This window comes from Solidesulfovibrio fructosivorans JJ] (assembly GCF_000179555.1).
GTDB lineage: Bacteria > Desulfobacterota > Desulfovibrionia > Desulfovibrionales > Desulfovibrionaceae > Solidesulfovibrio > Solidesulfovibrio fructosivorans.
Genome location: NZ_AECZ01000011.1, coordinates 1 through 12,439, shown reverse-complemented (window position 1 = coordinate 12,439; position 12,439 = coordinate 1). Strand labels below are relative to the sequence as shown.

The following is a 12,439-nucleotide window of genomic DNA, read 5'->3' as shown; positions in this document are numbered from 1 at the left end:
CCCAAGGAGGAATTTTGTGAAAGCCTTTCTCTTCATTCCCTGCCTGGTCGAGCATGTGCTGCCCCGGGTGGGTGAGGCCACGGCCATGGTCCTTTCCCGGGCCGGGGTGACCCCCGAGCTTCCTTCCGGGCAGACCTGCTGCGGCCAGTTCGCCTATAAGCGGGGCCGTCCGGATTTGACCCGGCCCCTGGCCAGGCGGTTCGTGGAAATTTTCGAGGAGGCCCCGGCCATCGTCAGCCCTTCGGCTTCCTGCACGGCCATGGTGCGCAAGTATCCGTCGCTTTTCGAAGCGGACGATCCCTGGCGCGATCGCGCGGCTCGCGTGGCGGCCAAGACCTTTGAACTCGGCGAATATCTGGTGGGCAAGCTCGGCAGCCCCGACCTCGGCGCTCGTTACGCCGCGCGGGCGACCCTGCACGCTTCCTGCCAGACCACCCGGGCGCTCGGCGCCGGCGACTGCACCGAAAAGCTCCTTGCCGCCGTGGAAGGGCTTACGCTTTTGCCGCTTGCCCATCCCGAGCGCTGCTGCGGCTTCGGCGGGGCGTTCAGTGTGGATTACCCGGAAGTGAGCCAGGCCATCCTGGCCAAGAAGATCGACGACATCATCGCTACCGGAGCCGAGGCGGTCATCACGGCCGAGCCGAGTTGCCTGCTCAATATCAGTTCCGCCCTGGCCAAGCGTGAAGCCTCGGTCAAGGCGCTGCATCTGGCCGAGGTGTTGGCGGGAGGGGAGTTATGAGCGCGGGCCGACACGATTTCGGCAAGGCTTCGGCCGACGCCCTGGCCGACGGCGAAAGCCGGGCCATCTTGGACAAAGCCATTTTTCACATCCACGCCCTGCGGCAACGGTCGGTCAACGCCATGCCGGATTTCACCGAGCGCCGGGCCCGGGCCGTGGCTGTACGCGAGGCGACCCTCGACCGCCTGCCCGACCTGCTCGAGACCCTGGAAGCAAGCGTCACCGCCGCCGGCGGCATCGTCCATTTCGCCGAGGACGCCCCCCAGGCGTCGCGCCTGATCACCGACCTCTTGACCGCGCGCGGCGTGCGCCTGGCGGTCAAGAGCAAGTCCATGGTCAGCGAGGAGATCGGGCTCAACGAGGCCCTGGCCGCCGCCGGCATCGAAGCCGTGGAGACCGACCTCGGCGAGTACATCATCCAGCTGCTCGGCCAGAAGCCCTCCCACATCCTGGCCCCGGCCCTGCACGTGTCCAAGGAGCAGGTTTCGGCGCTTTTCGCCGCAAAGTTCGGCCGCACCAGCACCGACATCCCGGAGATGACGCGCATTGCCCGCGACAGCCTGCGGGCCAAGTTCCTGGCCGCCGACGCCGGCATCACCGGGGCCAATATCGTCGTGGCCGAGACCGGCACGGTGATGGTGCTGGAAAACGAGGGCAACATCCGGCTTACCGGCTCCTGCCCGCCCGTTCATGTGGCGCTCATGACCCTGGAAAAGGTCGTCGGGTCCCTGGCCGAGGCGGCCGCCGTGCTCGACATCCTGCCCCCGTCCGCGACCGGCCAGACCCTGCCCGTGCACCTGTCCCTTTTCACCGGCGCGCGCCGCGACGGCGAACGCGACGGGCCCAGGGAAATGCATCTGGTCATTTTGGACAACGGTCGCTCCGAACTGCTGGCCGATCCGATCCTGCGTTCGATCCTCAAATGCATCCGCTGCGGCGCCTGCCTCAACGTCTGCCCGGTCTACCAGAGTGTGGGCGGCCATGCCTACGGCTCGGTCTACCCCGGTCCCATGGGCTCGATCCTTTCCTCGGTGCTCAAGGACGCGGCGGGCGATGCGCGGCAGCCCTTTGCCTGCACCCATTGCGGGGCCTGCGCCGAGGCCTGTCCGGCCGGCATCGACCATCCGGTGCTGCTCCAGGAGCTGCGCCGTCGACAGGCTGCCCAGGGGACCGACACGGCAACCAAAGGCTATGCCGCATTAGCCCGCCATCCCATGCTTTTCGGCGCAGCGGCGGCCTGGGCCCGGACCGTCGACCCCAAGCTCGACCGCGTCGCGGCCATGGCCCCGGACGGGCCGGTAGGCAGGTTTTTGCGCGGCCGAAAATTTCCGGGCCTGTCGAAGCCCTTTTCCAGGCGTTTCAAGGCCCTGGCCAAACGCCTGTCCCGGCGGGGGCTGGGCGACAAGGGAGATCGGTCATGAACGAAGCCCAAGTGAGAACCGCCATCCTCTCCCGGCTTCGCGCCGGCCAGCCCAAGGGATTGCCGCGCGCCCGGCGTCCCCTTTCCTTGCGCCGCCAGTGCCTGGATTCGGTCGATTTCGAAACCTTCGCCGCCGCCTTGACCGCCCTTGGCCCGACCTTCGAGCTGGCCAAGACGCCGGATGCGGCCAAGGCCGCCCTGGCCGCCGTGATCGCCAAAAACGGGGTCAAAACCGCCGTGCGCTGGGACCATCCCGACCTTGACGCCGTGGATGCGGCCGCCACCCTGGCCTCGGCCGACGTGGCCGTGCTGGCCCCCGAAGACCTGCCGGAACGCGTCTGCCCGTCGCTTGCCGCCGTGGATATGGGCCTTACCAGCGTCGCCTACGCCGTGTGCGCCACAGGGAGCCTGATCCTCGCCGCCGGCAAGGAGCGGGAGCGGGCCACGCCGCTGGTGCCGCGCCTGCACGTGGCGCTGCTTCCGGCCTCAAAGCTCGTGCCCGATCTGCCGGCCGTGTTCGAGGGACTGGCCAAAGGCCCCATGCCGAGCGCCGTCAACTGCGTCTCCGGCGTCTCCAGCACCGGGGATATCGAATTCGTCTACGTGCGCGGCGTCCACGGCCCGCTGGCCGTCCATGTCATCGGTTTGGAGTGGTTGTAGCGGGTGAGGCCAGGGGCGCCGCCCCCGGCCCCCGCACGATGCCCCACCCCGTAAAAAGGTTTAGGAAAGGGAGAGCGCGAGAGGGGAGAACCCTTTGCAAAAGGGTTCTCCCCTCTCGCATATTCCCTCCTTCTACCTCTTCCCCCCAAATAACGCGCCGAGGATGCCTCGGGCGATTTGGCGGCCGATCTGGCTGCCGATGGAGCGCACGGCGCTTTGGGCCATGGAGCCGATGAGTTTTTCCACCGGCGAGGCCTGGGTCCGGGAGGGCTTGGTTTCTTCCTCGCGGCGCTGCGCCCTGGCCTGGAGCATTTCGAAGGCGGATTCCCGGTCCACCATTTGTTCGTAATGTCCGTAGAGCGTCGAGCCCCGCACGATTCCCTGGCGTTCGGCGTCGGCAAGGGGAGCAAGGCGGCTTCGCGGCGGCACGATCAGCGCCCGTTCCACCATTTCCGGCTGCCCCTTTCCATCGAGAAAGGACACCAGCGCTTCGCCCACGCCGAGTTCGGTGATGGCCTTAGCCGCGTCGAAGGCGGGATTTTGGCGGAAGGTGTCGGCCGCCGCGTCCACGGCTTTTTTCTCGCGTGGGGTGAAGGCCCGCAGCGCGTGCTGCACCCGGTTGCCGAGCTGGGCCAGCACCGTGTCCGGCAGATCCAGGGGCGACTGGGTGACGAAGTAGACCCCGACGCCCTTGGAGCGGATGAGCCGCACCGTGAGTTCGATTTTTTCGACCAGGGCCTTGGGCGCGTCGTCGAAGAGCAGGTGGGCCTCGTCGAAGAAAAAGACCAGCTTGGGCTTTGCCGGGTCGCCGACCTCGGGCAGGCGCTCGAAGAGTTCCGAAAGCAGCCACAGGAGCATGGTGGCGTAGACCTTGGGCGCGGCGAGCAGGCTCTGGGCATTGAGGATGTTGACCACGCCCCGGCCCGATGCGTCGGTCTGGAGCAGGTCGTCGAGGTCCAGGGCCGGTTCGCCGAAGAACGTGTCGCCGCCTTGCCCTTCCAGGGCGAGCAGGGCCCGCTGGATGGCCCCGACGCTGGCCGTGGACACGTTGCCGTAACGGGTGCGCAGCCCGGCCGCGTTTTCACCCACGTACGTGGCCATGGTGCGCAGGTCCTTGAGATCGAGCAGCAGCAGCCCGGAATCGTCGGCCGCGCGGAAGATGATCTCCATGACCCCGGACTGGGTTTCATTGAGCCCAAGCAGTCGCGATAAAAGCAGCGGCCCCATCTCTGAAATCGTGGTCCGCAGCGGATGCCCGCTCTGGCCGAACACGTCCCAGAAAACGACCGGATAGCCGGCCGGCGGGTCGGTCAGGCCGAGCTTTTCGGCCCGGGCGGCAATCTTTGGGTTTTCGCCCCCGGGCACGGCCATGCCCGAAAGGTCGCCTTTGACGTCGGCCAGAAAGACCGGCACCCCGCGCTCGGAAAACGCTTCGGCCAGGACCCGCAGGCTCACGGTCTTGCCCGTGCCGGTGGCTCCGGCCACCAGTCCGTGGCGGTTGGCCATGGCCGGCGAAAGCAGGGCGTCCTTTTTTCCCCTGGCCACGAGAATCGGGGCAGTCTCGGTTGTCATGGGCAATCCTTTTGCTTAAAAATCGAAAAGCGGTTCATATCTTCGGCGATCATGCATCCTATCGCAACCGCCGGCGTCGCGCCACGTGCGGCCGGCATCCCAATCCCTGGAGGTCACCCATGTTCCGTGTCCGCATCCTGGCGATTCTGGTTATGCTCGGTCTTGTCCTCACCGCTCTCCCGGCCCTGGCCAAGGAGCACAAGGAGAAAAAGGAAAAAGCCGTGCCCGATGTCACCGGCGTGTGGAAGGGCACGTCCGACACCGTGGCCATGGGCAAGCTCGGCCATGCCGACGCCGTGCATTCGCCGCAGTTTCTGCATGCCGACTGGACCCTCACCATCGACAAGCAGGAGGGTCGGGCTTTTTACGGCACCAAGGCTTCGGCCAGGGCCAAGGAAACCGTGGTCGGCGTTATCGACGGGGCCGCGAAGCTCTACATGGCCGACGACGACGGCGTCTACATCGGCAAGCTGACCGGCAAAAACACCATGATCATCACCTACGTCGAGGGGACCAAGGAGTCCAAGGTGGCCTCCATCACGCACTATCGGCGTGAAGCGGCCGACCAGAAAAAGGAAGAGTCCAAAAAGTAGGCGCGTTGCTCTTTACTGTCCGGGATGTTCGGGTCGCGGCTGCGGTCGCGGCCCTTTTTTATGGCGCGGATGGATGGTGCCGTCGCCGAAGATGCGGTCGTATTGCGCCGTATCGCCGGGATGGAAGTCGTAGCAGTCCGAGGCGATGAGCGGCCGTCCGGCGGCGAGCAGTTCGCTGACCGTGACGAAGCGATAGCCGCGTTTTCGCAGTTCCACCAAAAGGCGCGGCAGGGCCTCCCCGGTGCCGTGGCCGTTGCCGTTGGCGTGGCCGATAAGGATGTCGCCGGGGCGCACCCGGGCGAGGACGATCTTGACGATGCGCTCCGGTGTGGAGTGCGGATCCGGGTCGCCGGTGGTCAGGCTCCATTGTATGGCGGCAAGTCCCATGGACGCGACCAGGGACAGAGCATCGGGTCGGCAGCGGCCGTAGGGGAAACGCAGCAGCGTCGGCGCGGCCGGAATCGTGGCGATTGCCGCCTCGGAAATACCCTTTTCCCGGGCCATCAGCGCGATTTTTTCCCGCAACAGCGCATACTCGGCCTGGGTCCAGGCGATTTGCCGGCGCATTTCGGCCGTGTCGAGCTGGCCGAAATTGCCGTGGGTCCAGGCGTGGCTGCCGATCTCGAAGAGCGGATCGCTTATGAGCTGCATGGCCCGCGTCGGGTGGGAACGCATCCACTTGCCGCCGGCGAAAAAGGTGGCTTTCGCCCCGGCGGCGCGAAGCGCGTCCACCACCGCGCCGTCATAGCCGGATTTCTGGTCGGCCAGTTCGCACAGGTCGAAGGTCAGGGCGACGAGCTTCTCGCCATGGGTGTTCACCCTGCGGATGGAGCCGGCCAGGGCCTCGGGCAGCGGCGGGAGGGCCGGAAACGTGGTGGCCTCTGGTGGGGAGCGGTCGGGCGGCCCGAGCCGGCCCGATTTGCGTTCTCCCGGCCCGGCGGCCAGGACGTCCGGGGACCACAGGGCGGTGAAGACGGCGGCGGAACCCGCGGCCCGGGCCGTGACGACCCCGGCGAGGAACGGCAAGCAGAAGGTGAGCGCAAGAATGCGGGCGAAACGCATGGGAGGCCTCCGGTAAGCGGGATGGGGCACCATGGCATCGGTGCGGGACGGTGGCAAGGCGGCGGCAGGCGCGGGTAGGCCTTTTCCGAGGAAGGATGCGGCCGGGGCGCGGGCCGTTTCCCGTCGGGGAGAGAAGGGAAACGGTCCGCGCGATCCTTGGGGTGTGGAAAACGACCGCGGAAACGGGAGGCCGGGAGATTTACTTGCGGCTCGACGCGCCGGCTTTCTTTTTGTGCTTGCTCTTGGACCGGGACGCGGTGTGCGTTCTCTTTTTCGAGGGGGCCTTTTTGACCTTGGCGGCCTTGTGGCGGCTGGATTTGACGCTGGCCTTGTGGCCGTCGATGCGCGCCGACGCGCCGCGCTTGGCGCTGATTTTCTCATGCCGGCCGGAGTCGGCCACGCGGATTTTCTTGCCGCGATGGTGCGACTTGGCCCTTTTGACCGAAGACTTGGCCGGGGCAACGTCGGCCTTGGCCAGCATGCTGTCCACCGAGCCCTCGAAGGAGGCGTCGAGGATGCGTTCGGTTTCGCGATTGCGGACCTGGCTCGAACGCCCGCCGAGGACCACGGCGATGATGCGTGTCTTGCCGCGCTTGGCCGTGGCGATGATGTTGAAGCCGCTGGCGTTGACGAAACCGGTCTTGATGCCGTCCATGCCTTCGCACACGCCGAGCAGACGGTTGGTGTTGGCGTGCACCGCGCCGCAGTGGTTGATGGTCGTGGTGGAGTGGTAGCGCAGGGCCTGGGGATAATGGCGCAGGTAGCTGACGGCCAGCTTCATGAGGTCCCGGGCGGTGGTCAGCTGTCCAGGAGCGGGCAGCCCGTTGGGGGTCTTGAAGGTGGTGCGGGTCATGCCGAGCTGCCGGGCCTTGGCGTTCATCCGTTTGACCCAGGCGGGCACGCCACCGAAATGTTCGGCCACGGCCACGGCGGCGTCGTTGCCCGAGGCCACGGCCATGCCGCGCATGAGTTCGTCGAGGGTGACGGTTTCCCCGGCCCGCAGGTTCATGGTGGAACCGCCCGTGGCGTCGGCGCGGCGGCTGACCTTGACCTTGTCGCTGAAGCTGGCCTGGCCGGATGCCACCATGTCGAAAACCAGGTACATGGTCATGACCTTGGTCACGGAGGCGGGAGCGATGCGCCGGTCGGGGTCCTGGCTGTAGAAAATTTTCCCCGTTCCGTAGTCGGCGACCAGGGCGGCTTTGACCGCCAATTTGCCGGAAGAATGATGTTTGGCTGGAAACGCCGTTTTCGGCCCGATCAGGCACAGGACGATGAGCAAGAACATGATGCGTCGCATTGACGCCTCCCCGTTTAAAAAAATCATACAACTCCCGCGAGTGAAAGCCCTTCCCCAAGCGTTTTCCACAGGCAGCACGAACCATGCCACAAACCCCGCGTGAAAAGCGGGCGCGGCAATAACAGGCCGACAGGACTTGGGGTTTGAATCAGGGCGAGATACGCCCGCGCAGAATAGGGCGGACCATTCCGGGCCGCGTCCAAGGTCGGTTTGAAATTGTCAAACGAGGCGTTTGATAATCTCAAACAGTCCCGGGGGCAAGAAGCATCCGGGCCAGGTCCTCGATTTTTCCCAGGTACTCTTCGCGGTAGGCCTCGCCGTTGGCCGTGAAAGTCGCGGCCGTGCGGGCATGGGCCTCGCACCAGCCGGCCAGGACCGGATTTTTACGCCACCGGCCGTAGGCCCGCACCATGGACAGCAGGTTGTGGCATACCGGCATGTACGGTGCCGCCGTGACCAAAAGCTCGGTGAAGTCGGTCTCGGGCCGGAAGAAGAACTGGCCCACCGCCCGGGCCGCCTTGTAGTTGGAGCCGCTTATGAGCAGGGGGAGCATGGCCGCTTCGTCCAGGCGTTCGGGCGCAAAGGGTTTGTCCCAGGACGCGGGCACGGCCTCGTCCGGGGCGTAGGCCACTTGTCCCGTCTCCAGCGCCTCTTCGACCTTGGCGACAATCGCCGGCCACAGCCCGCCGGCATGCTCAAGGTCGCGGCTTATGGCCAGCGCCCCGTCGTCGGCTGGTCGAACGCGTAAAAACGGGAAGTGCGCCTCCACAGGCGTGCCGCTACGGGCCATCACCCCGGCCATGATCCGGTCGGCGTCGAGGTAACGGACGCCTGGAAGATCGGCCGCCCAGGCCGCGAATTCCCGGCCCGCGTCGAAGCAGGCCTCGCCCCAGCCTTGCAGATAGGAGTGGGGCGAGGGGCCGAGGCCCGGGAAATGGGACATGCGGCCGCATACGATAAGGGGAATGTCGGGCAAGGCTTCACGCCAGGCGAGCAGCATGTTCGCCAGCCGGTCGAGGTAGGTGGCGGGATTGGGCGCGATGGCGCGGTAATGACGCTTGATGAAGCGGCCGAAGGCCGGCGCGGCGTCAAGCGCCCGCGGATCGATGTAAAAGGCGTGGCCTTCACGCTCATGCAGGAAAAGGGGCGTGTTTTCGTGGAAGAGATTGACCACCAGGACGTCGGGACGGGGACTCTCAGGCGGCGGCAGGAACTGGTCGGCAAGCTCCCGGGTGTGCAGGTATTCTCCGACCCCTGCGGCGGCGATCATCTTCGCCAGAAGCGGCGGTACGAACCCCGGCGAGCGCGCCAGGGTCACGGGCGAGGCCAGGGAGGCAAAGCCTGCCGGCAGGCCGGCGGCCGTTGCCGCCTCGGCGCAAAACTGCATCTGGCAATTGCCGCGAAAAAGGATCATTGCTGGCCCTCTGAAGTCGGCATGACCGTTCGGCAAGGGGATTGCAAGCGGAACTGCCGGGAGGACGGAATTTCCGCGACCGCATGTTTATACGGACGTTTCGCATGGACCCGCTCGAGGTCAACGCCCACCTGCTCTGGAAAGAGGACGGCCGGGCGGTTGTCGTCGACTGCGGCGGCCGGCCTGGGCTGGTGCTGGAGGAGATCGGCAGGCGCAAGCTGACGCTTGTCGCCGTGCTGCTTACGCATCTGCATCACGACCATGTGCTCGGGGTGGCCAGACTCGTCCGGGAGACGGGCGCGCCGGTGTACGCTTCCTCCGCCGACTCTTTCTTGGCCAGGGACGGCATCCTTTCGCCGGGCGGCCGGCTGGTGAGCCCTTCCTTTTCTTTTGAAGACATTGCCCCGGGACGCCATCTTTTTCTCGGCGAGCCCTGCCTGGTTTTGCCCGTGCCCGGGCATACGCCGGGCCATATGGCCTATTTCTTCCCGCATTCCCTGGTCGCCTTCACCGGGGATACGCTTTTTGCCGGCAGCGTGGGGCGCACCGATACGGCCTACGGCGACGGAGCGCTGCTTCTGGCTTCCATCCGGGACAGGCTCCTGACCCTCCCCGAGGCTGTGGAGATTTTTCCGGGCCATGGCCCGTCGACCACGGTGGGTCGGGAAAAGACCCGCAATCCCTTTTTCGCGCCCAAAGGCGCTCACACGCCGTAAATGGCCGCCGCCTTGGCCCGCAAATGCCGGATGAGCGGCCCGGCCGTCGGGGCCTGCCCCGTGGCCGCGGCGATCAAATCGCGCGGGCGAAAAAGTCGTCCCTTCTCGTGGATGTTCGTGCGCAGCCAAGTGAGCAGCGTCCCGAAATCCCCGGCCGCCATGCGCTCGGACAGGTCCGGGATGGCCTTGCCCGCCGCCTCGAACAGGCAGGCGGCGTAGATGTTGCCCAGGCTGTAGGTGGGGAAATAGCCGAAGGCCCCGGTGGCCCAGTGCACGTCCTGCAGACAGCCGGAAGCGTCGTCCGGCGGCGTCAGGCCCAAAATCTCCTCGGATTTTGCGTTCCAGGCCTCTGGCAGGTCGGCCACGGCCAGATCGCCGCGCACAAGGGCCAGCTCCAGCTCGAATCGCAGTACGATATGCAGGTTGTAAGTCGTTTCGTCGGCGTCCACGCGGATGAGCCCCGGCGCGGCCGCACCGACGGCCTTGAACGCGGCTTCGGGCGAAAGCCCGGCCAGTTGCGGGAAAAGCGATGCGGCCAGCGGCAGGAAATGTTCCCAGAAGGGCAGCGACCGGGCCACCTGATTTTCCCAAAGCCGGGACTGGGACTCATGCACGCCCAGGGAAACGTGTTCGCCCATGGGGGTGCCGTGGCGGGCGTCGCCGGTGTCGTGGCCGAGGCTGTAGAGCGAATGCCCGGCCTCGTGCACGGCCCCGAAGAGCGCCTTGGTGCAGTCGCTTGTGTCGTAGCGCACGGTGATGCGGACATCGCCCGGGCCGATCATGGTCGAAAAGGGGTGGGCCGAGACGTCCAGGCGCGAGGCTTCGGGCGGCAAGCCGATGCGCCGGGTGACCTCGGCCAGCAACGCTTGCTGGTCCGCGAGGGGGTACGGGCCTCCTGGCAGGGGGGCTGGAGCCGGCGCGCCCGCCACCGCATCCATGATGGTCCTGGTCGCGTCGCGCAATTCGGCCAAAACCGGCGTGATGCCGGCCGTGGTCTCGCCCGGTTCGAAACCGTCGAGCAGGGCGTCGTAGGCTTCGCCGGCGTAGCCCAGGGCTTCGGCTTTTGCTCTCGAAAGTTCGAGCAGCTCTTTAAGTTTCGGGGAAAATGCTTTGAAATCGTTGTCTTTTCTGGCCAGTTCCCAGGTCCGCTGACCGGCGCTTGCCGCCCGGGCCAAGGCCACGGCCAGATCCTGGGGGATTTTTACGGCCAGATCGTAATCACGCCGCCATTCGCGGATGTTGGCCGCCTCGGGGCTTGCCGGATCGACGGTCAGTTCCGATCCTTCGCAGGCCGCCAGCCACTCGCCCATGGCCGGGTCTGTGGCCCGGCGGTGCAGGATGGCGGTCATCTCCCCGATCTGGGCGGCCCGGCCGGCATGGGCGGCGGCGGGCAGCATCACCTGCTGGTCCCAGGACAGAAGGCTTAGCGCCGCGCCGATGTCGGCGCTGGCCCGGCCATGGGCGACCAGACGGTCGTAGGCGTCGCGCGCGGTCATTTCTTGCGGCTCCTCGGGGTGTGCTTGGCGGCGGCCGCCTTTTTGGCCGCCATCATGGGCTCGTAGAGCGGCTGGTAGAAAAAGCTCACATCACCCGCGTTTTCGGCCGGGTGGAACACGCAGTAGATGTTCACGTCGCCGATGGTCCAGGAATGGTAGTACTGGTCCGGCTTCTCGGCGGTCGGCGGGCCGAAGTCCCTGGTGAGGCCGGCCAGGGCCGTCTTGTAGGCGGCCATGCCGTCGAAATCGATCCACACGTGATAGAAGCGGTCTTTGAAAAATTCGTAAAAGGCGTCGCGGATGGGCGCGCCGGCAATGTCCTTGGGGCCCTGGGGCCAGATGCAGGTGACCACGTCCACGCCCTTGTCCACCTCATAAACGGCCAGGCCGGGATTCGATTTCACCGAGACTCCCCAGGCCAGCCCGCCAAAACCCGTGGGCACGGCCATCCCCGGTGTTTGGGGAGACGCTTCGCCGAACATGGGAACGCCCTGGGGCGTGGCGGCGGGCGCCGGCGCGGCCGGCTGCTGCGCTGAAGCCGCCTGCTGGACCGGGGCCTGGGCGACCGGGGAGGGGGCTAGGGGAGCTTGGGCCAGAGGGGCCGGCGGCGGCGTCTGGACGGCAGGGGGAACCGCAACGGGCGGTTGCGGCGCGGGGGCCGACGTTATGGGCGCACCGGGCGGCAACGGCTCGCCAAGGACGACCCGGTGGCCCGGCTGGGAGGGAGAATCCGGCGCGGCTGCTTTGGCTGTGGACTTGCCCTTGCCGGCATCGTGCCGGGTTTGGGGCTTGGGCGCGCAGGCGGTCAGGGCCAGGATAAGGAGCAGGACGAATGCTGGTCTGATGCGGGGCATGCGATAACTCCGGGCAGGGAAGTAGCGTTGTCGTATGCTAGCCAATGCCCTGCGGAAAGGAAAGCTCCGGGGACATGTTTCGGCGGCCGGCCTGCATACGGGCAGCCGCTTGTCGTTTCGGGGCGCGGCGTGTACCCCGAAGGCAACCCCGCGTCGCGACAGGCTCCAAGGCTGTCCGGGCGGGCAAGTCGTAACGGAAGGGAGCGAGAACCATCATGAAGTGCATCACATTCGACGAGGTCCCGGCCCGGGAACTGACCGCCGCCACCATGCGCGGCGTGACGGGCCGGGTGGTCATCGGCAAGGCCGACGGCGCGGACAATTTCTGCATGCGCGTCATCGAGATGGCCAAGGGCGGTGTCATCCCGGCCCATAGCCATCCCTGGGAACACCAGCAGTTCGTGCATTCCGGCCGGGGCTGGGTGGAATGCGACGGCGTGCGAAAGGACATCGGCCCCGGCTCGGTGGTCTACATCCCGCCAAACGCCGTCCACCAGATGCAAAATACCGGCGACGAACCGCTCGTCTTCGTCTGCCTCGTGCCCCCTGCCGCGCCGGAACTTTAAATAATACTTTGGGGAAAGGAAGTGCGAGAGGGGAAACCCTTTAAAAA

At 66.5% G+C, this 12,439-nt stretch carries 12 protein-coding genes; 6 read left to right on the top strand and 6 right to left on the bottom strand.

The window, feature by feature from the left end; all coding sequences use genetic code 11:
* Positions 1–16 precede the first annotated feature (16 nt).
* Genes DESFRDRAFT_RS09400 through DESFRDRAFT_RS09390 form a run of 3 tightly spaced genes read left to right on the top strand, consistent with a single transcriptional unit; the run spans position 17 to position 2,819 of the window.
* A complete protein-coding gene (locus DESFRDRAFT_RS09400; RefSeq protein WP_005993338.1) occupies positions 17–739 on the top strand; it encodes a (Fe-S)-binding protein in 723 nt (240 codons plus the stop codon).
* Positions 736–2,160 (top strand): lactate utilization protein B, encoded by a 1,425-nt coding sequence (locus tag DESFRDRAFT_RS09395; protein ID WP_005993336.1) that lies wholly within the window; start codon positions 736–738, stop codon positions 2,158–2,160. Before DESFRDRAFT_RS09400 ends, DESFRDRAFT_RS09395 begins: the two co-directional genes overlap by 4 nt.
* A complete protein-coding gene (locus DESFRDRAFT_RS09390; RefSeq protein ID WP_005993335.1) occupies positions 2,157–2,819 on the top strand; it encodes a LutC/YkgG family protein in 663 nt (220 codons plus the stop codon). The genes DESFRDRAFT_RS09395 and DESFRDRAFT_RS09390 overlap by 4 nt, the downstream gene beginning before the upstream one ends.
* Positions 2,820–2,951: 132 nt before the next feature.
* Here the strand turns inward: DESFRDRAFT_RS09390 and DESFRDRAFT_RS09385 are convergent, their stop codons facing one another.
* A complete protein-coding gene (locus DESFRDRAFT_RS09385; protein WP_005993333.1) occupies positions 2,952–4,391 on the bottom strand; it encodes a helicase HerA-like domain-containing protein in 1,440 nt (479 codons plus the stop codon).
* Between the two features lie 119 nt (positions 4,392–4,510).
* On the opposite strand from DESFRDRAFT_RS09385, the gene DESFRDRAFT_RS09380 reads away from it, so the two are divergent.
* Entirely contained in the window at positions 4,511–4,984 is a 474-nt protein-coding gene (locus tag DESFRDRAFT_RS09380; RefSeq protein ID WP_005993331.1) for a hypothetical protein, read from the top strand.
* A gap of 12 nt (positions 4,985–4,996) precedes the next feature.
* On the opposite strand, the gene DESFRDRAFT_RS09375 is transcribed toward DESFRDRAFT_RS09380, so the two are convergent.
* The 3 genes from DESFRDRAFT_RS09375 to DESFRDRAFT_RS09365 all read right to left on the bottom strand — a co-directional run bounded on the left by DESFRDRAFT_RS09375 (position 4,997) and on the right by DESFRDRAFT_RS09365 (position 8,760).
* On the bottom strand, positions 4,997–6,046 hold the full coding sequence (locus DESFRDRAFT_RS09375; RefSeq protein ID WP_005993329.1) for a polysaccharide deacetylase family protein: 1,050 nt from the start codon (positions 6,044–6,046) through the stop codon (positions 4,997–4,999).
* Between the two features lie 199 nt (positions 6,047–6,245).
* On the bottom strand, positions 6,246–7,346 hold the full coding sequence (locus DESFRDRAFT_RS09370; protein ID WP_005993328.1) for a D-alanyl-D-alanine carboxypeptidase family protein: 1,101 nt from the start codon (positions 7,344–7,346) through the stop codon (positions 6,246–6,248).
* A 241-nt stretch (positions 7,347–7,587) separates the two neighbouring features.
* Positions 7,588–8,760, bottom strand: coding sequence for a hypothetical protein (locus DESFRDRAFT_RS09365; protein ID WP_005993326.1), 1,173 nt, complete (start codon positions 8,758–8,760; stop codon positions 7,588–7,590).
* 104 nt (positions 8,761–8,864) lie between these two features.
* On the opposite strand from DESFRDRAFT_RS09365, the gene DESFRDRAFT_RS09360 reads away from it, so the two are divergent.
* On the top strand, positions 8,865–9,476 hold the full coding sequence (locus DESFRDRAFT_RS09360) for an MBL fold metallo-hydrolase (RefSeq protein WP_005993325.1): 612 nt from the start codon (positions 8,865–8,867) through the stop codon (positions 9,474–9,476).
* Here the strand turns inward: DESFRDRAFT_RS09360 and DESFRDRAFT_RS09355 are convergent.
* Positions 9,464–10,972, bottom strand: a complete 1,509-nt coding sequence (locus tag DESFRDRAFT_RS09355; protein WP_005993324.1) for a carboxypeptidase M32 — start codon at positions 10,970–10,972, stop codon at positions 9,464–9,466. The genes DESFRDRAFT_RS09360 and DESFRDRAFT_RS09355 overlap by 13 nt on opposite strands.
* Positions 10,969–11,826 (bottom strand): hypothetical protein, encoded by an 858-nt coding sequence (locus DESFRDRAFT_RS09350; RefSeq protein ID WP_005993323.1) that lies wholly within the window; start codon positions 11,824–11,826, stop codon positions 10,969–10,971. The genes DESFRDRAFT_RS09355 and DESFRDRAFT_RS09350 overlap by 4 nt, the downstream gene beginning before the upstream one ends.
* Before the next feature lie 215 nt (positions 11,827–12,041).
* On the opposite strand from DESFRDRAFT_RS09350, the gene DESFRDRAFT_RS09345 reads away from it, so the two are divergent.
* Positions 12,042–12,392, top strand: a complete 351-nt coding sequence (locus tag DESFRDRAFT_RS09345; protein WP_005993322.1) for a cupin domain-containing protein — start codon at positions 12,042–12,044, stop codon at positions 12,390–12,392.
* Positions 12,393–12,439 lie beyond the last annotated feature (47 nt).

What these genes read in the sequence shown, in the direction of transcription:
- DESFRDRAFT_RS09395 (WP_005993336.1), top strand. Translation starts at nt 736, where the DNA reads ATGAGCGCGGGCCGACACGATTTCGGCAAGGCTTCGGCCGACGCCCTG.
- DESFRDRAFT_RS09390 (WP_005993335.1), top strand. Translation starts at nt 2,157, where the DNA reads ATGAACGAAGCCCAAGTGAGAACCGCCATCCTCTCCCGGCTTCGCGCC.
- DESFRDRAFT_RS09385 (WP_005993333.1), bottom strand. Translation starts at nt 4,391, where the DNA reads ATGACAACCGAGACTGCCCCGATTCTCGTGGCCAGGGGAAAAAAGGAC.
- DESFRDRAFT_RS09380 (WP_005993331.1), top strand. Translation starts at nt 4,511, where the DNA reads ATGTTCCGTGTCCGCATCCTGGCGATTCTGGTTATGCTCGGTCTTGTC.
- DESFRDRAFT_RS09375 (WP_005993329.1), bottom strand. Translation starts at nt 6,046, where the DNA reads ATGCGTTTCGCCCGCATTCTTGCGCTCACCTTCTGCTTGCCGTTCCTC.
- DESFRDRAFT_RS09370 (WP_005993328.1), bottom strand. Translation starts at nt 7,346, where the DNA reads ATGCGACGCATCATGTTCTTGCTCATCGTCCTGTGCCTGATCGGGCCG.
- DESFRDRAFT_RS09365 (WP_005993326.1), bottom strand. Translation starts at nt 8,760, where the DNA reads ATGATCCTTTTTCGCGGCAATTGCCAGATGCAGTTTTGCGCCGAGGCG.
- DESFRDRAFT_RS09360 (WP_005993325.1), top strand. Translation starts at nt 8,865, where the DNA reads ATGGACCCGCTCGAGGTCAACGCCCACCTGCTCTGGAAAGAGGACGGC.
- DESFRDRAFT_RS09355 (WP_005993324.1), bottom strand. Translation starts at nt 10,972, where the DNA reads ATGACCGCGCGCGACGCCTACGACCGTCTGGTCGCCCATGGCCGGGCC.
- DESFRDRAFT_RS09350 (WP_005993323.1), bottom strand. Translation starts at nt 11,826, where the DNA reads ATGCCCCGCATCAGACCAGCATTCGTCCTGCTCCTTATCCTGGCCCTG.
- DESFRDRAFT_RS09345 (WP_005993322.1), top strand. Translation starts at nt 12,042, where the DNA reads ATGAAGTGCATCACATTCGACGAGGTCCCGGCCCGGGAACTGACCGCC.